Genomic DNA, 19,768 nt, shown 5'->3' with positions numbered 1-19,768 from the left:
AAGGCTTAATTAATTGATACAGGCAGCCCGTGAACGAACAAGAAACATTATCAAATACAGAAGATGAGCTGATGGACCCAATTGAAGCATTCTTAGATATGCTTTTTCTTGAACAAGGTCTCAGTGACAACACGATTGCGGCATATAAGAATGACTTGGAAAAGTTCTCACAATTTGTGAGTGAGCAACTTGAAGATAAGCATTTATTTGCGGTAACAGCGGCAGACATTGAAGCTTATCTTGCTCATCGAGTCGATCTCGGCTTAAAACCGCGTAGTACGGCGCGTTCTGTGAGTGCGTTAAAAAGATTTTATTTGTATTGGGTTAACCAGAAAAAAATGGCCGAAAGCCCGATGACGAATATTGCGCAGCCAAAAACAGTCCAGTCTTTACCCAAAACTTTAACAGAGCAAGAAGTTGAAGCCTTATTGTCAGCTCCTGATATAGAAGATGCAATGGGGCTTAGAGACAAAGCGATGCTGGAATTGCTCTATGCAACGGGCCTGCGGGTAACTGAACTCGTTGGATTACGTATGGAACAGATTAACTTACGCCAAGCTGTAGTCTTAGTACGCGGTAAAGGGGGTAAAGAAAGAATGGTTCCAATGGGGGAAGAATCGTTGCATTGGGTTGAACAGTTTTTGAAAGTAGGCCGGCCTCAAATGGTTAAGCATGCCAATGATTTTGTGTTTGTTTCTAAGCGTGGCATTGGTATGACGCGACAAACTTTTTGGCATAGAATCAAACTCTATGCTATGTTGGCTGACGTTAAGTCTCCGTTATCGCCACACACATTACGTCATGCATTTGCAACACACTTGCTGAATCATGGAGCGGACTTACGAGTTGTACAAATGATGTTGGGTCACAGTGACTTGTCAACGACACAAATTTATACACATGTTGCGAGCGAACGGTTAAAATCGTTGCATCAGCAACACCATCCAAGAGCTTAACGGAATTTATTTGAAGTTTTCCGGTCTTATTGGTTAGTTTAAGAACGAAATTACGAGAACAAAGATGAAAAAGTTATTTTTAGCAGCCGCATTGGCGGTCAGCGCTTCAGCTTATGCAACGGAAGCGACAAAAACTGAGAGCACATTAGCTATTAACCCAATCCAACAGTCGTTGCAAATTTAGGTCTTTCTGTGAATGACATCACAGATAGCCCAATTCCAGGCCTAAAAACGGTGATTACTGATCGCGGTGTTTTTTATTCTAGCCCTGATGGTCGCTACTTGATGCAAGGTGCACTGATCGATGTGCCAAATAGAAAAAACCTGACTGAAGACGCTTTGAGTGGCGTTCGTAAAGAAGGTTTGAAAGACTATCAAGACTCTATGATTGTCTACAAAGCAGAGAATGAGAAACATCAAGTCACTATCTTTACTGATATCACTTGTGGTTATTGCCGTAAACTACACCGTGAACTAGATGACTACCTTAACGCGGGCATTACAGTTAAATACATGGCATTCCCTCGTGGTGGCCTACAAAGCCAAGGTTATGAAGACCTGATGAATGTATGGTGTGCAAAAGATGCAGCGACTGCGTTAACAGAAGCAAAAGCGGGCAATCCGGTTGATGATGTTAAAGACTGTAGTGCACCAGTTGCTGAACATTATCAATTAGGCCAAAAATTTGGTATCTCTGGTACACCTGCAATCATTCTAGAAGATGGCAGCATCATCCCTGGTTATCAACCAGCAGCTGAGCTTGCGGGTGCATTAGAAAGAAATGCAAAGTCTTAAGCATCGCGTATAATAAGCACATTGCGAAAGAAAGGCCGTAGGGCCTTTTTTTGTGCCTGTTAGGTAGGTGCGATATTTACGATTACCTAAAAAGAATCCAAACAACAACTTCAAGAACTTAGAAAGACGTATGCAAACAAAAATCCAGCCAAGAGCGCGTATCGACGACAGCCATCTCCCAGAGAACCTTCACCCAGTCATTAAACAGTTATATGCAGCTCGCGGTGTACGTTCATCAGATGAATTAAACAATAGCGCCGCAACCTTACTGGATTTTAAGTTATTTAAAGACATTATTAAGGCGTGTGACATTTTGCATACGGCCCTTACCGCGCAGCAGCGCATTCTCATTGTGGGGGATTTTGATGCTGATGGGGCAACCAGCACCGCCGTTTTAATGGAGGGGTTACCACAGTTTGGGTTTGCATCGGTTGATTACCTTGTGCCAGACAGGTTCAGTTTAGGTTATGGTTTGAGCCCAGCACTTGCAGAGCAAATTGTGCAACTTAGGCCAGATTTGGTGATCACCGTGGACAATGGTATTTCGTGTATTGCGGGTATCGAGATTGTGAAACAAGCAGGAATCAAAGTAATTGTAACCGATCACCATTTACAAGGTGAACAGTTACCGAATGCCGATGCAATCATTAACCCCAATCAGCATGATTGTCAGTTTCCCTCAAAGTCAATTGCCGGAGTAGGCGTCGCATTTTATTTGTTGGTAGCGCTGCGCAATTATTTAAGGGAAGCAACCTATTTTGAAAAAGCGGGGCGTCCGGAGCCCAACTTAGCATCTTTGCTGGATATTGTCGCACTGGGTACGGTGGCTGATGTTGTCGCGTTAGACTCGAACAACCGAACTTTGGTATATCAAGGTCTCGCGCGTATCAAAAGTGGTCGCACACGTCCCGGTATTCGTGCTTTGATTGAGGTATCGAACCGCAACATGAACCGCTTGAGTGCAAGTGATTTTGGGTTTTCTTTGGCTCCTCGACTAAACGCAGCAGGGCGTCTCGATGATATGAGCTTAGGGATAGCTTGTTTACTTGCTAAAGATGACTTTCAAGCCAAACGAATCGCCAATGAATTAGATAGTTTGAATCATGAGCGTAGAGAAATTGAGCAAGGCATGCAGCAAGAAGCGCAGGCGGTGCTTGAGCGTTTAAATAATAAGACGCAAGAGGTGCCCAATGCAGTTTGCTTGTATCAAGATGACTGGCATCAAGGCGTGATTGGTATTCTCGCTGGCCGTTTAAAAGAAAAGTACCACAGGCCTGCTGTTATATTTGCTCAGGGGGATGATGGCCAATTAAAAGGATCATGCCGCTCTATCGAAGGCATTCATATGCGAGATTTACTTGAGCACATCAATACCGACAATCCTGAATTAATTTTGAAATTTGGCGGTCACGCAATGGCAGCGGGGTTGAGTATTCAAGAATCAAACTTTACACAATTTAAAGCGGCCTTTGAAGCCAAAGTCGAAGCTCTACTGAGTGATGAATTAAAGCAAAGCGTATTGTTGACAGATGGTGCGTTACCACCCGAGTGTTTCAATATGGATTTTGCAAACGAATTGCAAGGTGCAGGACCATGGGGTCAGCAATTTCCAGAACCTGTATTTAGTGAACGGTTTGAAATTGTTCAGCAGCGACTTGTTGGTGAAAAACACCTTAAGCTGGTTTTAAAACATCAAACGGGAAAGCTGGTGGATGCAATTGCTTTTAATGTCGATGTGCGTGCCTGGCCCAATACCAGTGCTCAATTTGCTGATATGGCGTATCAGTTAGATATCAATGAGTTTCGCGGTAAGTTTACACTGCAGTTAATTGTTCGTGAAATCCAAGCTGTTAAAAGCGTTTAAAGTCTCTTTTTAGAGAGATAAATCATGTTTTTAATCCGCTTGCTTAAATATTGGTGAATAAACCCTTAAATTTATCACTTTGGGGCTAATATATAGTGGCAATTTTTGTTAGTATTAGCCGTTTAGACCGCCTGTACATGTTCTTCGACTTTATGTAAAAGTACAGGCTAACGGCCAAAGATGTAAATTGGAGTAATGCAGATGTTTGAAGTGAATCCTGTGATTAATCAAATCAAGGAAATTCGCGAACGTACTGAGCTTCTTAGGGGGTACCTTTGACTATGCTCTAAAACAAGAGCGTTTAGAGGAAGTCAATGCCGAACTTGAAGATCCAGCAGTATGGAATGAGCCAGAAAAAGCGCAAGCTTTAGGGCGTGAAAAGTCGTCACTTGAAGTGATTGTTGAAACAATCGACAACTTAGTTGCTGGTGCCGATGATGCTGAGGGGTTAGTTGAATTAGCCGTTGAAGCTGAAGATGAAGACACGTTTGTTGAAGCACAGCAAGAAGTTGAAGGCTTAGTTGCACAGCTGGAGAAACTAGAGTTCCGCCGCATGTTCTCAGGTGAACAGGATGCCAACGATGCCTACATCGACTTGCAGTCTGGTTCGGGCGGTACAGAAGCACAAGACTGGTGTAACATGCTACTACGTATGTACTTACGCTGGGCTGAGGCAAAAGGCTTTAAAGTTGAAATCGTAGAAGCGACAGACGGTGATGTGGCAGGTATCAAAGGCGCCACAGTACGTGTTTCTGGTGAATATGCCTATGGTTGGTTACGTACAGAAACTGGCGTGCATCGTTTAGTACGCAAGAGCCCATTTGATTCAACAGGTCGTCGTCATACTTCGTTTGCATCTGCATTTATTTACCCTGAAATTGACGAAAATATTGAAATCGATATCAATCCTGCTGATTTACGTATCGATGTATACCGCGCTTCGGGTGCGGGTGGTCAGCACGTTAACCGTACAGAGTCTGCGGTACGTATTACCCACTTACCAACGAATACTGTTGTGCAGTGTCAGAATGACCGTTCACAGCATAAAAACAAAGCGCAAGCAATGAAGCAGTTAAAAGCAAAATTGTTTGAACTTGAAATGAAAAAACAAAACGCTGAAAAACAGTCGCAAGAAGATGCAAAATCGGATATTGGCTGGGGTAGTCAAATCCGTTCATACGTTCTTGATGATTCAAGAATAAAAGACTTAAGAACCGGCGTCGAGAACCGCAATACACAAGCGGTACTTGACGGTGATTTAGACAAATTTATCGAAGCTAGCCTGAAATCAGGCCTTTAATCAACAAGCTAAACTAAGAGCTAAAAAATGACAGATCAAATCCAAGACGAAAATAAACTCATTGCTGAGCGTCGTGCTAAATTGGATGCAATTCGTGAGAATTGTGATGCCAATGGCCATCCGAACACCTTCCGCCGTGAAGACTATACGGCTGATCTACAGGCTAAGTTTGGTGATAAATCGAAAGAAGAGCTTGTTGAATTAGATCATCAGGTTTCAGTGGCCGGCCGTATTTTAGCGAAACGTGGTCCTTTCCTTGTACTACAAGATATGAAAGGCCGTATTCAAGCTTATGCATCTAAAGATGTACAGAAGGCATTGAAAGAGCAGTATGGTCAATTAGATATCGGCGATATTATCGGTGTTTCAGGCCCTCTTCATAAGTCTGGTAAAGGCGACTTATACGTAGATATGGTTCAGTACGAACTATTGACTAAATCACTGCGTCCACTTCCAGAAAAGTTCCATGGTTTAACAGACCAAGAAGCAAAGTATCGTCAGCGTTATGTTGACTTGATCACAAACATGGATACGCGTGAAACATTCCGCATTCGCTCGAAAGTGATAGAAGGTATTCGTCGCTTCCTTGCAGAGCGTGACTTTATGGAAGTTGAAACACCAATGCTTCAGGTTATTCCTGGCGGTGCAACGGCACGTCCATTTGTGACACACCATAATGCGTTAGACATTGATATGTACTTGCGTATTGCACCTGAACTTTATCTTAAGCGTTTGGTGGTAGGTGGTTTCGATCGTGTATTTGAAATTAACCGCAACTTCCGTAACGAAGGCCTTTCGACACGCCATAACCCTGAATTCACAATGATTGAATTCTATCAAGCGTACGCAGATTACAAAGACCTAATGAACTTAACTGAAGACATGTTACGTACTGTTGCACAAGACGTGCTAGGCACAACAACAGTTATCAATACAGTTAAAGATGCTGAAGGTGAAGTTACTGAAACCATCGAATATGACTTCGGTAAGCAGTTCGAGCGTCTATCTATGGCTGATGCCATCATCAAGTATGGCCCGGATGCTGAAGAAATCGCGCACATCTTTAAAGATCCTGAAAACCACTTCGACGAGCTAGTGGCTTACGCGAAGAAAGTACACGTTAAGATCCCTGAAAAGTGTGTTTGGGGTGCAGGTAAGTTCTTATGTGAGATCTTCGAAGAAACAGCTGAGCACAAATTAATTCAACCGACATTCATCACTGAGTACCCGTGGGAAGTATCTCCACTTGCACGTCGTAACGATGAAAACCCGTTCATCACAGACCGTTTCGAATTCTTCGTAGGTGGTCGTGAGTTAGCGAATGGTTTTTCTGAGCTGAATGACGCACAAGATCAGGCGGAACGTTTTGCACGTCAGGTTGAAGAAAAAGATGCAGGTGATGATGAAGCAATGCATTACGATGCTGATTATATTCAAGCGCTTGAATATGGTTTACCGCCAACAGCAGGTGAAGGTATTGGTATCGACCGTCTGGTAATGTTGTTTACAGACTCGCCTACAATTAAAGATGTTATTTTATTCCCGCATATGCGTCCGCAAGCGGATTAAATAATGATTGATAAGAAAAGCGCCCTAAGGCGCTTTTCTTTTATCTGTGTGAGATATCTCTCAAAAATAATTTTAATTTTCTCAATAATTTTTGCGTTTTTATTCTAAAACAGCGCGTTATCATTTCTGTTTCCCTAATAAATACGAAAATCTTTAAGTGGCATGGTTTGCAATATCGTCACTCATTTCTATACTGACGGGGCATTTAGGATGAATCACAAATAATAAAACGTCAGAAAACATAGAATTATGCCGGAATCAGATGAAAAACAAATAAAACATGAAGCTGCAAGAAGGGAATATTGCCGCCAATGTATCGCTGACTTTCAAAAGCTCGGATACTTAGACTCATACTTAGAAGAAGTCTTTGACCGTAAAAAGCGCCTGTTAAGTCAGTTTTCTGCTCAGCCAACTCCAAGAAATGACTAGCTTTAAAGCAAAATGAAAGAAAAAAAGGCAGGGTGCTCAATCTGTCACCATATAGTCATGTTTTACAAGAAAAGTGTTTGACTTATTTTTTCTGTTCTATATTATACGCCCCACAAAGACGGAGAGGTGGCCGAGTGGCTGAAGGCGCTCCCCTGCTAAGGGAGTATAGGGTTTGTAGCCCTATCGAGGGTTCGAATCCCTCCTTCTCCGCCATTATTTTATGGTTTCTTTGTATATGGACGCGTAGCTCAGCTGGATAGAGTACCTGGCTACGAACCAGGCGGTCGGAGGTTCGAATCCTCCGCGTCCGCCATCTCTTTTGAGATGGATATTTACTTCACTCAAGTAGTAAAACATGAGTTAAATGCCGACGGAAGTCGGTTTTTTTGTGCCTAAAATTCAGTGCTTATATTAAATCTTAAGGGATAGGGCAGATAGGGCAGCCACGTCACTGTGCTGTGGCTCGACGGTCGGCGGTTCACTTTTTACCAAACACGTCCCGCGTCCGCCATCTCTTTTGAGATGGATACTTACTTCACTCAAGTAATAAAACATGAGCTAAATGCCGACGGAAGTCGGTTTTTTTGTGCTTAAAATTCAGTGCTTATATTAAATCTTAAGGGATAGGGCAGATAGAGCACCCACGTCATTGTGCTGTGGGCTCGACGGTCGGAGGTTCACTTTCACCAAACACGTCCCGCGTCCGCCATCTCTTTTGAGATGGATATTTACTTAACTCAAGTAGTAAAACATGAGTTAAATGCCGACGGAAGTCGGTTTTTTGTGCCTAAAATTCAGTGCTTATTTTAAACTCTAAGGGGTAGGGCAGATAGGACAGCCACCTCATTGTGCTGTGGGCTCGACGGTCGGAGGTTCACTTTCATCAAACACGTCCCGCGTCCGCCATCTCTTTTGAGATGGATACTTACTTCACTCACGTAATAAAACATGAGTTAAATGCCGACAAAAGAATCTATATACCTAATAAAACCGTTGCACTGTCGTATTCAGTAAAGAAAATAAGGTATGCACAACATGTAACAGAGAAAAAAGGTTCTTTTTTGATGCAGGATCGGGCATATTTCTCCATGCATTTGATTCGAAGAGATATATCCGTGTTTAATCGCTATTTTGTTCAATTTATCTGGGTTTTGTTACTGATAACACTTAAGGTGGAGGCGTCCGATACACTTGCTGTTGGTGCGGCACAACTTGATAAGTACCTGCCAATGCTAAAAGATAAACAAGTCGGTTTAGTTGTGAATCAATCCGCTCAGGTCAATGGTGCGCATTTAGTTGACACTTTGCTTGCTCACGAAGTCAGGGTCATTCGTATATTTTCTCCCGAACACGGGTTTCGAGGCGATCAAGATGCAGGTGCTCATATTGATAATAGTGTTGATGCTAAAACAGGACTCCCCATAGTATCTCTGTATGGTGCTCAGAAACACCCTTCAAAAGAGACGCTTGAAGATCTCGATGTAATACTCTTTGATATCCAAGATGTAGGTGTGCGGTTTTATACCTATATCAGTACAATGCACAACATGATGCAAGCAGCAAAAGAAAATGGTATCGCATTCATTGTCCTAGACAGACCAAACCCTAACATTCGCTTTGTAGCAGGCCCGGTACTTGATAATGAATTTCGTTCTTTTGTTGGGATGCACCCCATCCCCATTTTACATGGTATGACGGTAGGTGAACTGGCACTGATGATCGAAGGAGAGGGGTGGTTACTGGGAAAACAGCGGTTAGATTTAAAAGTGATTTCAGTAACAAACTACGATGCTTCTATTGAGTACTCTTTGCCCATTGCTCCGAGTCCTAACTTACCGAATCAACGGGCAATTCACCTATACCCTTCGCTGTGTTTATTTGAGGCGACGGCAGTCTCTGTAGGGAGAGGGACGGACTTCCCTTTTCAAACTTTTGGACATCACAAGGTGAAACTTGGTGACTTTGAATTTTCTCCACGTTCCATTATTGGTGCTGCACGCTACCCCAAATTAGAGGGGATGCAAGTATGGGGTAAAGATCTAAGGCATAGCGCAGTCAGGGGCTTTGATCTAACTTGGTTTGTATCTACTTATGAACAATTTGAACTAAACAATGAACGATTTATCCTTCATCCAGACTTTTTAGATAAGCTCGCTGGAACAGACATTTTGCGGCTCGCTGTAGAGCAAGGTTTGAAAGTGCATCAAATGGAAGCAATATGGGAAAAAGAGTTAAAGACATTCAAAGAGAAGAGGATGCCCTACCTGCTCTATAACAGGTAAGGCAGCTGCTGGCTAGACGTTCAGGATATCGTCCATATACTCATTGGAGCGATCAGCTCGGCGCTGCCAATGCAAATTTGATTGTGCTAAGGCAATAAATAATACGTCGACTAGGTAGCCTAAAGAGGCACGTGTCAATACAGCAGAATGTTTAATAGCCTCTGTTTCTTGAATGCAATAAAGGCAGTTATCAGCATAATTAGCGAGTTCACTGTGGCCATAGCGTGTAAGTGCCAGTATTTGGCATTCATTGCTTTTAGCCTGTTGAGCTAATTTAACGACGCTTTTGACAACCCCTGAGTTACTTAAAAAGACGACTAGGTCATCTTTTCCCATGGTCGCCATGTAACTTGCAGCGCTAAGCTCATCGACATGCGTGACCGCACATACGCCTAGTTTTTGTAGTTTTAAGGTCAAGTCTTGCGCCATTGTATGAGTTGTGCCAATCGCACAGACCATCACTTTCTTTGCTGCTTTAATAGATTGCACGGCTTGTTCAAACAACTCTGGCGTATTTAATTTACTGGTTGCTACAAGCGTTGCTTGTTGATTAGCAATTAACTTTTCAGAAATATGCGCAATAGAATCATTTTGATCTATTTCATTAGACAGAGGCGTGTCTTCTTGGGTTTGCTCATTGAGCGCGTCAACCACAGCTAATTTAAACGCTGGGAACCCTTTATAGCCAAGTTTTTGTGCGAATTTGACGACACTTGACTGGCTCACACCAGCTGACTTGGCGAGTTCAATTGAAGATAAACCACGAATTTTGGCACCTGACTTTAATGTGAAGTCTGCCAATTTAACCTCGCTCTGTGAGAGCGTCGGCTTTAAGGCCTTTATTTTTACAAAAGTAGACATGAGGATCACCTGGTAACTATAACTAACTTAAACTGTCCATATTATAGGTTCAATTGGAACGATGTGATAGATTGTTTAGGAATATTATTGCGTTTTTTGATTTATGTGGTACCAGTTAGGGTACTTTTGTTGCATTTGTGAATTTAGATTAAGGAAAAACTTGGTTTTTTTAGTCCCAGAACTTAAGCTGAGTTGCTTAAACTTTGCGTGCAAAAAATAGCGAGCCAAGAGTCGTAGTATTTGCCCTGCTATTGATATCACTGCGATAACTTTGAGTCAAAAAATTATAAAAGGGAAGCTATGTCTTGGTATTCTATTCTGCCACCTCTAATTGCCATCGCGGTTGTGTTTTGGCGCAAAGAGGTTATCTTGGCCTTAATCTTAGCCCTTGTTTCATCTGAGCTTTTGCTGGTTTTAGGTGATGAAAAACAAGGTCTCCTTACGACATTTATCAATAGCATCGAACGCATCATCAGTGTGGCTACATCTGCTGGGAACAGTCGAATTTTAATCTTTAGTATCGTAATCGGGGCGCTGTTGGCGTACATTCGCGAATCGGGCGGTGTCTCTGCAACTGTACAAAAGTTAATGAACATTGGTGTGGCTAAAAATAAAAAGCAAGTTGGTTTATTGACGATGTTTACCGGAACGGCTGTTTTTATCGAGTCAAACATGAGTGTGCTAACTTCAGGGATCATATCTAGAGGGCTGTTTGATAAGTTTAAAATGAGTCGAGCCCGGCTTGCCTACATCATCGATAGCACCAGTGCGCCGGTGTGTATTTTGATTTTGCTAAATGGTTGGGGAGCTTATGTATTGGGCCTATTGAGTAACTATGAACTAGAGCAATCTGCGGTTAGCATTTTATGGGGCAGTGTGGCTTTTAACTTTTACGCCATCTTCGCTTTGTTGATCGTGTTATATACAATTCTATTCGATAAAGTACACGGTCCAATGAAGACGGCCGAAGCTGAGTTAGCGAAACAAGAAGTTGAATTGAATACAGGGCCTAGCGCATCGAAGGCGCGTTTTATGCTGGTGCCACTGGTGACACTGATTGTTAGCATGATTGGTTTTATGTTCTGGACAGGAGATGGCGTACTGGCTAACGGCAGTGGTTCTAAATCTGTCTTATATGCCACAATTTTAGCGAGTTCTGTGGCGTATTTGTTACTACTGAGCGATAGGCAGTTTACTCACCACCAGCTGGTTGATATCGGGTTTAAAGGCATGGGAGAGTTACTCCCCTTAGTTGCAATTGTATTGCTATCTCTTACGCTCGGTGCGAGCTTAAAGGAATTAGGCACTGGCGTGTTTGTTGCGAAGTTGGTTGGCGTGTACTTACCTATCTATTTTATTGTCCCAGTATTATTCTTAACTGGCGCTGTCATGTCATTTACAACGGGTACATCTTGGGGAACTTTTGCGATATTGATCCCTATAGGTGTACCACTTATTCAAAGTCTAGGGCTACCCCCTTCTTTGGTGATGGGGGCTATCTTAAGCGGGGGAGTGTTTGGTGATCATTGCTCGCCTATCTCAGATACCAGTGCTGTGTCAGCATTGGCTTCTGGGTGTGATTTATTGACGCATGTAAAAACACAGCTACCTTACGCCTTAGTAGGCGGTGCGCTAGCATTGGCTGGCTTTTTTATTGCCAGCCTTGTTATGCTCTAAGGACATGCATATAAATTTTTGCCTTTGATAGGGGCTGCAATTTTTAACAGTTGGCCCTTGTTATTTCTGCTAAGGGCTAGCAGAAGCCCTTGATTTTGTTGCGTATCGAGTAATCTTGCGCGCCGAGTTCATCTAATACGCTTTTACGCACTTCAATCAAAGTCTCGTTTTTACAATCTGCAATAAACCAAGCCCCTTCTTCACTGTGGATGAGTTTGCCATAAGATTGGTGTATTTGATTTAAGGTGGCTTTTGCGCCTTCTAATGAGCTATCTAGTTGCTGTTTTTGTTGTTGAATGGTGGTTAGGTATTCTCCTTCAACTAAATTATGGGTCTCAATGGACTGATATTGCTCAGTATTAAACTCTGTCGGTTTGACGTTCGTTAAAAAGAGTTCAAAGTCGTTGAGTGTATTCTGCAAAGACAAACTGCCTATCAAAGCTATTGCACAACAAGAGGTTGCCCAGCCCGTCGTTCTCAGCCAAAATTGTCGCGTTTGCTTACGATTTGCGAGTCTAGTTATCCTTTTCAAGCGACGAGTCTGCTTTGTCGACATTCTTTGCTGGCGTTTGGCATTGGAATATGCCTGCTCGAGCTCATTCATGGTCACTCTCCTAAAATCGTTTTAAGTTGCTGCTTTGCATATCGTAAGCGTGTTTTCACTGTCTCAGCATTGGTTTCCGTTATCTGTGCTATTTGCTTTAATGAAAACCCTTCTAGTTGTAAGCTCAGTGCTTCATTTTGATTATGAGGCAGCTGCTTAATTGCTTGATACAGTCGCTCGGAACTTGCTTCTGAAAAGCCATTATCCGGCGTAGTTTGATGCTGGACTGTCACATCTTCATCTAAAACAAGCTTACTTTGCTTTCGTAGCTCATCAATTAAAGCATTGCGCGCGATCTTAAACACATAGGCTTTAGGGGTATTGTGTGTTTGATAATAGTGCCGCTTTTCTACAATGGTTAGCCAAGTTTTTTGACAGATATCTTCTGCTACTTCAGGTGTACTTTGTGTGCAAAGGTAATGATATAAATCAGGATTAAAGTTATCGATTGCCTGTTCCAAATAGCGATTTTCGCCACACTTTTTGAATTCGTACAACGGGTCTTCTGCATTTGTTTTGTGTTGGATAAACCAACTTTTTATCGCTAGTAGCATGCACTCTCCTGGATTGTTGTTAATTGTAATTGGCTTTTCCATTGTGCGTATGCAAGCCGTTTAGCCCCTTGGCAAACGGCTTGTGGTCGAATTTATGACCCCTTGGCTAATTTAAACTCTAACATAACTGAGTGACCCGTTTGTACTGTTGCTTTTCCATCAACCATTTGTGGGCGATATTTCCAACGCTTTAGCGCCTTCAATGCTGCGCGATTAAATATGCGCTTAGGCTCTGCATTCACCACTTGAGCATCGATAACTTGACCTGTGGGTGAAATACTAAAAGTAAGTTGTACCCAACCTTCAACTCCATCCCTTGCTGCATGAACGGGGTAACTGGGGTCAACCCTTACCAAAGGCGTTGCCTGCGCATCTGAGACTTGCACCGTATTACTCATTGTAATGGGTGCACTGTTAAATTGATGATCTAAACCGATGTCTACGCTTACGCCTGGTGTGCTTGCCGGTTGAGTCACTGGTTTTGGCGGAGCTTTTGGCAATGGTTTTGGCTTAGGCGGCAAGCTTTTACGAACTTCAACAGGTGTTTCTTGGATATCTTGAGATATAAATACATCGATATCGGGTTTTGGTTGAGCGAGAAGCTGTCTTTCTTGACTGATTAGTTGCTGCATAAATGCAAATAAACCAAACGTTACTATGATGGCACCAATAAAAGACAGTACGAGCTTATTTAATTTATGATATGGCGTTATGGTTTGCTGTGTAGTCATTGTAATTGTCATAATTTATCTCCCCTTTTTACTGATAAAACGCGCGAGGTCAAAAAAAGGGGTGATTTTTTTTAATTTTTATTTTTATGCAATTAGAATAACCACCAATATTGAGTTAGGAAGCGATAGATGCAGCTACAAGACATAGACAAGAGACGGTATCGAAAACATTTAAATTGGGTCATTGGCCTTTGTATCGCCGTTTTGACCGCTGGCAGTTTAGGCATAGCGCAATCTTTAATTCTAATCTTTCCAGACGCAGATGGGAGTCATTTTCATTGGAACTTACTGGGAGTAATTCTTACCTGTTTAGGTATCTTCCTGATACTCAAGCGTATAAGGCATCACCCTTTTATGATTGAAGTGGTCTATGTGTGGGAGTTAAAGCAAGCACTAAATCGCATCACGAGGAAAATGCCAAAGTTAAAAAAAGCAGCGCAGCAAGGGGACATTAACGCCATGCTTGCGATGCAGTATAGTTATTCGGGTTCTCGCCTGCTTTGGACTTTGGACGATAATACTATCACACTGGAGGACTTAGCCATTTGGCAGGCAGAACTGGATGCTTTGGCACAACAGTACCAAGTAACTTTGGATATTGAGAAGTACAACGAGCGAATACTAGAGGCTTTTTAAGTGGAGTAAATTGTAAAGTTATTCTTGGAGGTCTTTTTGATGGAGTACATTGCAACGTCTGCGCATTCAACAAGACCTTTCAAACTGTCAGCGTGCATAGGGTAGTGAGCGATACCGATACTGGCGCTGATATTGAGTTCAATTCGATGGCCATTTTTTTCATAGGCAATTAATGTGTTTATTTCGTCAAGCACTTGTTGAGCTAGGTGGTTTACTTTCACAATGTTTACATCCTTGACAGCAATGACAAACTCATCTCCGCCCCAGCGGCTGACCAGCTCTGTGTTGGGCACCAGCTGTGCGAGCCTTTTCGCAACTTGCTTCAGCACTTCGTCGCCTGCGTTGTGGCCATAAATATCATTGACTGGTTTAAATTTGTCTAGATCAATGAGCAACAGGCTAAACGGTGTCTCTGAATCTATCCACTCCATTAACGACAGCTCTGCACCATAGCGGTTATATAAACTGGTTAAACTGTCCCGTTGAGCTCGATGACTTAACTGGTTTAGCATGGTTTTACGGGCAGTAATGTCAGCTAAAAAAACTTGGAAATACCACTGGCCATCACTTTTGGTATTGAGAATAATGAGGCTTAACCACACTGAAGAGAGCGTTAGAGGATTGGTGAATTCAAATTCTGATTGCACAACCTGTTTTAACTTGATGCTGTTTTCGGTGAAAGTGTAGAGAATATCGGGTGTTTTACAAAACTGCCCCAGGTTTTCTGGAAAGCGCTCTTCACTGTCGATCCCCATACCAGCTAAAAGGTCTTTAGCAGCATCGTTAACTAAAATAACTTCACCCTGTTCTTTTACAAGCACAGTAGGCGAGGAAGAGCGTTCAAACATTAGACGAAAACGCTTTTCCAGTTTTTCAACTTCGACTCTTAGGCTGCGTTCTTGCTCAAATAATGTTTCTGTATTGGCCAACATTATATTGATATCTTTGCCAATTTTACCTATTTCATTTTGATCATTTAGCGGGTCTATATATATTCTTTGTGCGCTACCTGGTAAAACACTGGCGAGCTGTTTACTCAGGTTACCCAGCGGGCGGGATATTAAGAAAAATGCCAAAACAGCAAACAAAATAAGCATTGGCAATACGACGACTAACAATGTTTGTACAGAGGAAAAGGCGCTATCTCGCGCATTTTGTTCTATGTACAGGGTATTGGGAACAACATAGATAATCCCGATATTTTCATGCAAAATAAATGGGTTAGGTAAATAAAATGGCAAAGCTCCTTTATCCTTATAAAGGATGCTTTTGGCGAGCACAGTCTGCTTGTTCATCAGTGCCGCAGAGAGAATAATGTCATTGCTCACTAAACCGTTTACTACCTCATTGGCGAGGTCTTTGTCTTCCAAGTAAGCGGCAATCGACGCTGTAGAAGAAACAGTTTGGCTTATTTGCCGCACAGTGCTTTCCAAGCGTTTGAGTTCGGTATCAAACACATGATGGTAGTATATTTTTGCGTATACTACGGAAAATGCGAATGTTGATAGGCTTAGTAAAACCATCAACCTGAAAATTAAACTGTGTCTACTGAACAAAACGATACACTACTTTTAGCTCATCCGTTACTGCGCTTGCGGGTAAGTAAGCAATTGCACTCGGTGTTGTGATAACTTTATCAATTATAGCTTCTGTTGACGGATATGCTTGGGGCGGAGAAGCTTTACCACTAAATTTTACTCGCGACCAATAGGCATTGATCTGAGAAATATTTCTCCCGGTTAGCGCTTTGAAAAATGCGCTACGAAGGGGGTGCTCTTTACGGTAATCGAGCGTGATGGCCATGTGGCCGTTTGGAAACGCCAAGTATTTACCCATGTACATGTCTATTAGTTGTCTATGGGTGACTTGTTCAATGGGGTTGTTCTTGTTAACCACAATAACAATATCTTGTGGCTCAGAGGCTTCGATTCTCGTGCTCACAAAAAGCAAAAAGCACAGCGATACGATACAGGCTTTCATCAGAACACCCAATTTAGGCTGATGCCTAGTGTATTGAAGTCTGTATCGAGATTTGAGTCAGTTAAATCTCGATGTAGGTAGAACGCTGAAGGTAAGCTCGCTGTACTGGTGTGCTCAAGCTGTATTTTCACTGCAAGTGACTCTGATAATTCAGAGCGTAGTGTAATAGATAATGTATTTTGATCTATTAAGTAGAAATTAGTGTGCCTTATTAGCGTGTTGTACAATAAATCGAGTTGAGGGGTCGAAACAAGCGGCCTTTGTGGCGTTTTATTATTTGATTTAGCGGATGCAAATGTTGCCATTATTGTATGGTTATTATAATAGCGTCCTACACCAATATAGCCTGCCGTAAGCTCGTTAAGTACTTGTGAGTTTGAATCTATATAGGAGGCTTCACTTTGAAAAAACCAATGATTGTTGTCATACCTTACACCGATTGCAGAGTAGTCAAAGCGTTTGCCAATGATATTTAGGGAGTCAAGCAAATTGGCTTTATTGGGCCAAACTTCATCGGGCACTTGTGACAATGCTGCTTGTAATTGCAACTGTTGTTCATTTTCGTTTCCTGCTTTGGTAATTGTGTGATTGGCTCTAAACGTCCAATCGAAAGACTCCCATTGCAGCACGACACCATAAAGAGACTTAATTTCAACATCCCAAAAAAAGCGCTCGTCACTGACAATAGGCGCAGTAGAACGGCCCGCAAACAGCTTTGCACTGAACAGGCCATGCTCTTGAGCGTAGGTATATTTGATGTCTGCGCCATCGATATTTTGATGTGGCACGATGGCATAAAACTCTGTGGGTGGGTGGTCGAACGTATAGGTATAGCCAATGTCTCGGTGCTCTGTCATCATGAATAAATCGAGCCCAGTTCTTCCTGCCCGCATTTGCCAATTTGCGGATGGTGAATAGCGTAAAAACGCCATTTGTATGGCGTTATCAATGTTTTGCTCTTCTTGATCTTTAATAAGTGCCTGACCTACAAATTGAAGCTTGGGTGTTGCTTGCCACTCTACTTGAAACCCTATAGATGAGGTACTAAACCCAACTTCGTCTTTATAAGTTGCATTGGGCTGGGTGATATGATGACGGATCCCGGCATTTTCAGAGTCCGTAAGTGTTATGCCAAGGGTGGCGAAACCATCAAATTTGAGCTCTTCACAAGCCCCTTCAAGGGATATACACAATAGTAAGAGAAATAGTAGGCGCATCAATATCCAATAAGATAAAATAAACCTCGTCTTGTTTGTAAAGGTTAGTGCCATTATCTACATTTACCAGTTTTGTATAAAATGACTTGTAAATGAGGCGAACTGACACCATATAAAGAGATATACAATTATTTGTGATACTATCACATTTTTCAATCTGGGTATTTTCAAGTCGTGGCTGAAGTTAGAGCAAGAGTTGAGCTGAATGTAGGGCAGCGTAGTCATATTCCTGCAGAAATCGTGTCTTTTGAAGGGCTTAAAGACGGCGAAGAGCATGTTGCGTTAGTATTTAATGGCGCTGATAAAAAGCAAGAAATACCTTTAATACGAATGCACTCTGAGTGCTTGACGGGCGATGTGTTTCACTCTTCAAGATGTGATTGTGGTGAGCAGCTAAATGAATGTATAGAAGAAATGCACCAACATGGCGGAGTGTTATTATATCTGCGTCAAGAGGGGCGAGGTATTGGGCTTTATAATAAAATAGATGCCTATGTTCTCCAATCCCAAGGCATGAATACTTATGAGGCGAATAATCATCTGGGCTTTGAAGATGACCTTCGAAACTTTTCAGATGCAGTTCTGATGTTAAAAGCGCTTGGCTTAGATCATGTAAAACTTATGACAAACAACCCGCGTAAACTAAACGCTCTGCGTAATGCAGGTATTCGTGTTGAAAGTGTTGTTGGAACTCAGGCGCATGTGAAAGCAGGGGAGTCGGGTAATCGCAATTATTTAGCGACAAAAGTTGAGCATGGGTCTCACATGCTAGACATAGAAAAAATAAATAAACCAAAATCAGAATAGTGTTAGAGTTGCTTTGTTTGGTCAGCTTCCAAACAAAGCAATCTATGAACGGTGTTACGTTCATTTTTTAGGGATTTTCCGAATTAAAGTCATTTCGAGAGCTTATGCCCTACAAACGTCCTTTCATGTGCTTCACTGAAACAGTATAATCAATGCGATCTATAACTAAGTTAATCATTTATGTCTGCAGAATTTAGAACATTTAAAGCCGGATTTGGTGTCAATTGGCTAAAAGCCGGTTGGGTTATTTTTAAAACTCAGCCTATGACTTTTATGATGATGTATATTTTTCTTGTCGTAGTTGGGTTGTTTCCTTTTGTTTTACCTAACCCCATAGTACAGGTGCTTTGCGCACTTTCTGGACCATTTTTAACCGTCGGGTTCTACAATGCGGTTGTCAATTTGCAGTCAGGTAAGACAATTATGCTTGCTGACATCTTGCAGCCATTTTCAGCGAAAGGGCGTCGCCTAAATCTGTTTCGATTAGGCCTATATCAATTAGGTGTTGCAATGCTATTGGGGGTGGCAATGACTTTATTGTTCGAACCCGTCACAGCTGCACTTCAGAACCATAGCTCAGAACAAGACATGAATGCTGTCATGTCTGAAATAGCTGCGGCGATCAGCTTTTCAGATATTGCTCTTTTTATTGTTTTACAGAGCTTAGCTATGATGGCCTTCGCTTACGCACTGCCACTTGTATACTTTAAAAAACAAGCAAATATTTTGGCCGCGATGAAGCAGTCCTTAAAGGTGTTTTATTACAACATGGCGCCTTTAAGCGTATTCGGTGGTATTGTTGCACTGATGTTTATTGCGTCTGCGCCCTTGTCTCTCATTCCTTTAATTTTCATTATGCCTATCGTATACATCGGCTTTTTCATATCTTTTCAGGCCATCTTTGCAACACAAGAACCATCGCAAGGAAATGATGACGAGAATTCTGGTGAAGGCGAGCATAAAACTGAGCAAGAGCAAGTAGGGCAAACTGGTCGGTTTGACGCTTAATGGAAGACAAAGAAAAGCAGAAACTTAAAAACTACGCTATTTGGCTGTTATCTAGGCAGGAATATTCTCGTAAAATGCTGAGCGACAAGCTCTTGCTTAAAGGTGCCAGTATTGAGTATGCGGATGAGCTGATCGAATGGTTGAGCGAACTTGGATATGTCGATGATGCTCGCCATTGCGAAAGCTTTTTAAATCGCCAGCTCGCAAAAGGACTAGGTGAAAAACGCATTTTAATGGAAGCCACTAAAAAAGGCGTTGAACGTACATATCTGCTTCAGTTAATTGAAGAGAAAGAAGTTGATTGGTACGACATCGCGCAGCAAACGTATGAAAAGAAATACGGCTGCGCAAATAACAAATTAGATTATCAAGAAAAGTCAAAGCGTGTCAGGTATATGATGTACCGTGGATTTAGCTATGACCAAATAGATTTTGCTATTCAGGCGCAAAATGAAAACTAGTTTTCATAACACGTTAACCGTCTGAGGCACAAAGCAG

Annotated in this window: 18 protein-coding genes, 2 tRNA genes and 1 pseudogene; 14 read left to right on the top strand and 7 right to left on the bottom strand. The window is 42.1% G+C overall.

Features of this window, described 5'->3' with window-relative positions:
- The first annotated feature begins 71 nt into the window (after positions 1-71).
- The 9 genes and pseudogenes from xerD (at position 72) to A7985_RS15935 (ending at position 9,195) form a co-directional block, all read left to right on the top strand.
- On the top strand, positions 72-956 hold the full coding sequence (gene xerD / locus A7985_RS15975) for a site-specific tyrosine recombinase XerD (protein WP_065791566.1): 885 nt from the start codon (positions 72-74) through the stop codon (positions 954-956).
- A 64-nt stretch (positions 957-1,020) separates the two neighbouring features.
- Positions 1,021-1,751 (top strand): annotated as a pseudogene (dsbC, locus tag A7985_RS15970) (bifunctional protein-disulfide isomerase/oxidoreductase DsbC).
- Positions 1,752-1,881: 130 nt separating this feature from the next.
- Positions 1,882-3,615 carry a single-stranded-DNA-specific exonuclease RecJ gene (recJ, locus tag A7985_RS15965; protein ID WP_065791428.1) on the top strand — a complete coding sequence of 578 codons (1,734 nt, stop codon included), beginning with the start codon at positions 1,882-1,884 and terminating at the stop codon, positions 3,613-3,615.
- A gap of 201 nt (positions 3,616-3,816) precedes the next feature.
- Positions 3,817-4,915 (top strand): peptide chain release factor 2 gene (gene prfB, locus A7985_RS15960; RefSeq protein WP_141685386.1). Its coding sequence is split into 2 segments (ribosomal slippage): positions 3,817-3,891 and positions 3,893-4,915, totalling 1,098 coding nucleotides; the frame shifts between segments, so codons are not numbered across the junction.
- Positions 4,916-4,942: 27 nt separating this feature from the next.
- Positions 4,943-6,484 (top strand): lysine--tRNA ligase, encoded by a 1,542-nt coding sequence (gene lysS, locus A7985_RS15955; protein ID WP_065791427.1) that lies wholly within the window; start codon positions 4,943-4,945, stop codon positions 6,482-6,484.
- A 249-nt stretch (positions 6,485-6,733) separates the two neighbouring features.
- The gene (locus A7985_RS15950) at positions 6,734-6,913 is read left to right on the top strand and encodes a hypothetical protein (protein ID WP_065791426.1); all 180 of its coding nucleotides are present in this window, start codon (positions 6,734-6,736) and stop codon (positions 6,911-6,913) included.
- A gap of 120 nt (positions 6,914-7,033) precedes the next feature.
- Positions 7,034-7,126 (top strand) — tRNA-Ser (locus A7985_RS15945).
- Positions 7,127-7,150: 24 nt separating this feature from the next.
- Positions 7,151-7,226: transfer RNA gene (locus tag A7985_RS15940), tRNA-Arg, on the top strand.
- A gap of 751 nt (positions 7,227-7,977) precedes the next feature.
- Positions 7,978-9,195, top strand: coding sequence for an exo-beta-N-acetylmuramidase NamZ family protein (locus A7985_RS15935; RefSeq protein ID WP_370671170.1), 1,218 nt, complete (start codon positions 7,978-7,980; stop codon positions 9,193-9,195).
- 12 nt (positions 9,196-9,207) lie between these two features.
- On the opposite strand, the gene A7985_RS15930 is transcribed toward A7985_RS15935, so the two are convergent.
- The gene (locus A7985_RS15930) at positions 9,208-10,056 is read right to left on the bottom strand and encodes a MurR/RpiR family transcriptional regulator (RefSeq protein WP_065791425.1); all 849 of its coding nucleotides are present in this window, start codon (positions 10,054-10,056) and stop codon (positions 9,208-9,210) included.
- Between the two features lie 300 nt (positions 10,057-10,356).
- Here A7985_RS15930 and A7985_RS15925 point away from each other — a divergent pair, with 300 nt between their 5' ends.
- Positions 10,357-11,733, top strand: a complete 1,377-nt coding sequence (locus A7985_RS15925; protein ID WP_065791424.1) for a Na+/H+ antiporter NhaC family protein — start codon at positions 10,357-10,359, stop codon at positions 11,731-11,733.
- Positions 11,734-11,809: 76 nt separating this feature from the next.
- Here the strand turns inward: A7985_RS15925 and A7985_RS15920 are convergent, their stop codons facing one another.
- The 3 genes from A7985_RS15920 to A7985_RS15910 form a co-directional block, all read right to left on the bottom strand.
- Positions 11,810-12,337, bottom strand: a complete 528-nt coding sequence (locus A7985_RS15920; RefSeq protein WP_065791423.1) for a hypothetical protein — start codon at positions 12,335-12,337, stop codon at positions 11,810-11,812.
- A 2-nt stretch (positions 12,338-12,339) separates the two neighbouring features.
- Entirely contained in the window at positions 12,340-12,891 is a 552-nt protein-coding gene (locus A7985_RS15915; protein ID WP_065791564.1) for a sigma-70 family RNA polymerase sigma factor, read from the bottom strand.
- Between the two features lie 92 nt (positions 12,892-12,983).
- Complete coding sequence (locus tag A7985_RS15910; protein WP_256096781.1) at positions 12,984-13,634, bottom strand: energy transducer TonB; 651 nt, start codon at positions 13,632-13,634, stop codon at positions 12,984-12,986.
- Between the two features lie 117 nt (positions 13,635-13,751).
- Here A7985_RS15910 and A7985_RS15905 point away from each other — a divergent pair, with 117 nt between their 5' ends.
- The gene (locus tag A7985_RS15905; protein ID WP_065791422.1) at positions 13,752-14,258 is read left to right on the top strand and encodes a DUF3087 domain-containing protein; all 507 of its coding nucleotides are present in this window, start codon (positions 13,752-13,754) and stop codon (positions 14,256-14,258) included.
- Here A7985_RS15905 and A7985_RS15900 read toward each other — a convergent pair.
- From A7985_RS15900 to A7985_RS15890, 3 genes are all read right to left on the bottom strand, one after another.
- Positions 14,255-15,679 (bottom strand): sensor domain-containing diguanylate cyclase, encoded by a 1,425-nt coding sequence (locus A7985_RS15900; RefSeq protein WP_256096780.1) that lies wholly within the window; start codon positions 15,677-15,679, stop codon positions 14,255-14,257. The two genes, A7985_RS15905 and A7985_RS15900, sit on opposite strands and share 4 nt — an antisense overlap.
- Positions 15,680-15,803: 124 nt before the next feature.
- A complete protein-coding gene (locus A7985_RS15895) occupies positions 15,804-16,238 on the bottom strand; it encodes a hypothetical protein (protein ID WP_081310605.1) in 435 nt (144 codons plus the stop codon).
- Positions 16,238-17,455: a hypothetical protein gene (locus A7985_RS15890; protein ID WP_065791420.1), complete on the bottom strand. Its 1,218-nt coding sequence runs from the start codon at positions 17,453-17,455 to the stop codon at positions 16,238-16,240. Before A7985_RS15890 ends, A7985_RS15895 begins: the two co-directional genes overlap by 1 nt.
- Positions 17,456-17,629: 174 nt before the next feature.
- On the opposite strand from A7985_RS15890, the gene A7985_RS15885 reads away from it, so the two are divergent.
- From A7985_RS15885 to A7985_RS15875, 3 genes are all read left to right on the top strand, one after another.
- Positions 17,630-18,262 (top strand): GTP cyclohydrolase II, encoded by a 633-nt coding sequence (locus A7985_RS15885; protein ID WP_065791419.1) that lies wholly within the window; start codon positions 17,630-17,632, stop codon positions 18,260-18,262.
- Between the two features lie 180 nt (positions 18,263-18,442).
- On the top strand, positions 18,443-19,270 hold the full coding sequence (locus tag A7985_RS15880) for a BPSS1780 family membrane protein (RefSeq protein ID WP_065791418.1): 828 nt from the start codon (positions 18,443-18,445) through the stop codon (positions 19,268-19,270).
- Positions 19,270-19,731 carry a regulatory protein RecX gene (locus A7985_RS15875; protein WP_065791417.1) on the top strand — a complete coding sequence of 154 codons (462 nt, stop codon included), beginning with the start codon at positions 19,270-19,272 and terminating at the stop codon, positions 19,729-19,731. Before A7985_RS15880 ends, A7985_RS15875 begins: the two co-directional genes overlap by 1 nt.
- Positions 19,732-19,768: the final 37 nt, after the last annotated feature.

Source organism: Pseudoalteromonas luteoviolacea (assembly GCF_001696455.1).
Lineage (GTDB): Bacteria > Pseudomonadota > Gammaproteobacteria > Enterobacterales > Alteromonadaceae > Pseudoalteromonas > Pseudoalteromonas luteoviolacea_C.
The sequence above is the reverse complement of the archived record's forward strand: the minus strand, read 5'-3'. Positions and strand labels throughout refer to the sequence as shown.

Bases quoted from the DNA above. Each gene is read 5' to 3' on its own strand.
- xerD (WP_065791566.1), top strand. From the start codon at position 72: ATGGACCCAATTGAAGCATTCTTAGATATGCTTTTTCTTGAACAAGGT.
- recJ (WP_065791428.1), top strand. From the start codon at position 1,882: ATGCAAACAAAAATCCAGCCAAGAGCGCGTATCGACGACAGCCATCTC.
- lysS (WP_065791427.1), top strand. From the start codon at position 4,943: ATGACAGATCAAATCCAAGACGAAAATAAACTCATTGCTGAGCGTCGT.
- A7985_RS15950 (WP_065791426.1), top strand. From the start codon at position 6,734: ATGCCGGAATCAGATGAAAAACAAATAAAACATGAAGCTGCAAGAAGG.
- A7985_RS15935 (WP_370671170.1), top strand. From the start codon at position 7,978: ATGCAGGATCGGGCATATTTCTCCATGCATTTGATTCGAAGAGATATA.
- A7985_RS15930 (WP_065791425.1), bottom strand. From the start codon at position 10,056: ATGTCTACTTTTGTAAAAATAAAGGCCTTAAAGCCGACGCTCTCACAG.
- A7985_RS15925 (WP_065791424.1), top strand. From the start codon at position 10,357: ATGTCTTGGTATTCTATTCTGCCACCTCTAATTGCCATCGCGGTTGTG.
- A7985_RS15920 (WP_065791423.1), bottom strand. From the start codon at position 12,337: ATGAATGAGCTCGAGCAGGCATATTCCAATGCCAAACGCCAGCAAAGA.
- A7985_RS15915 (WP_065791564.1), bottom strand. From the start codon at position 12,891: ATGCTACTAGCGATAAAAAGTTGGTTTATCCAACACAAAACAAATGCA.
- A7985_RS15910 (WP_256096781.1), bottom strand. From the start codon at position 13,634: ATGACAATTACAATGACTACACAGCAAACCATAACGCCATATCATAAA.
- A7985_RS15905 (WP_065791422.1), top strand. From the start codon at position 13,752: ATGCAGCTACAAGACATAGACAAGAGACGGTATCGAAAACATTTAAAT.
- A7985_RS15895 (WP_081310605.1), bottom strand. From the start codon at position 16,238: ATGAAAGCCTGTATCGTATCGCTGTGCTTTTTGCTTTTTGTGAGCACG.
- A7985_RS15890 (WP_065791420.1), bottom strand. From the start codon at position 17,455: ATGCGCCTACTATTTCTCTTACTATTGTGTATATCCCTTGAAGGGGCT.
- A7985_RS15880 (WP_065791418.1), top strand. From the start codon at position 18,443: ATGTCTGCAGAATTTAGAACATTTAAAGCCGGATTTGGTGTCAATTGG.
- A7985_RS15875 (WP_065791417.1), top strand. From the start codon at position 19,270: ATGGAAGACAAAGAAAAGCAGAAACTTAAAAACTACGCTATTTGGCTG.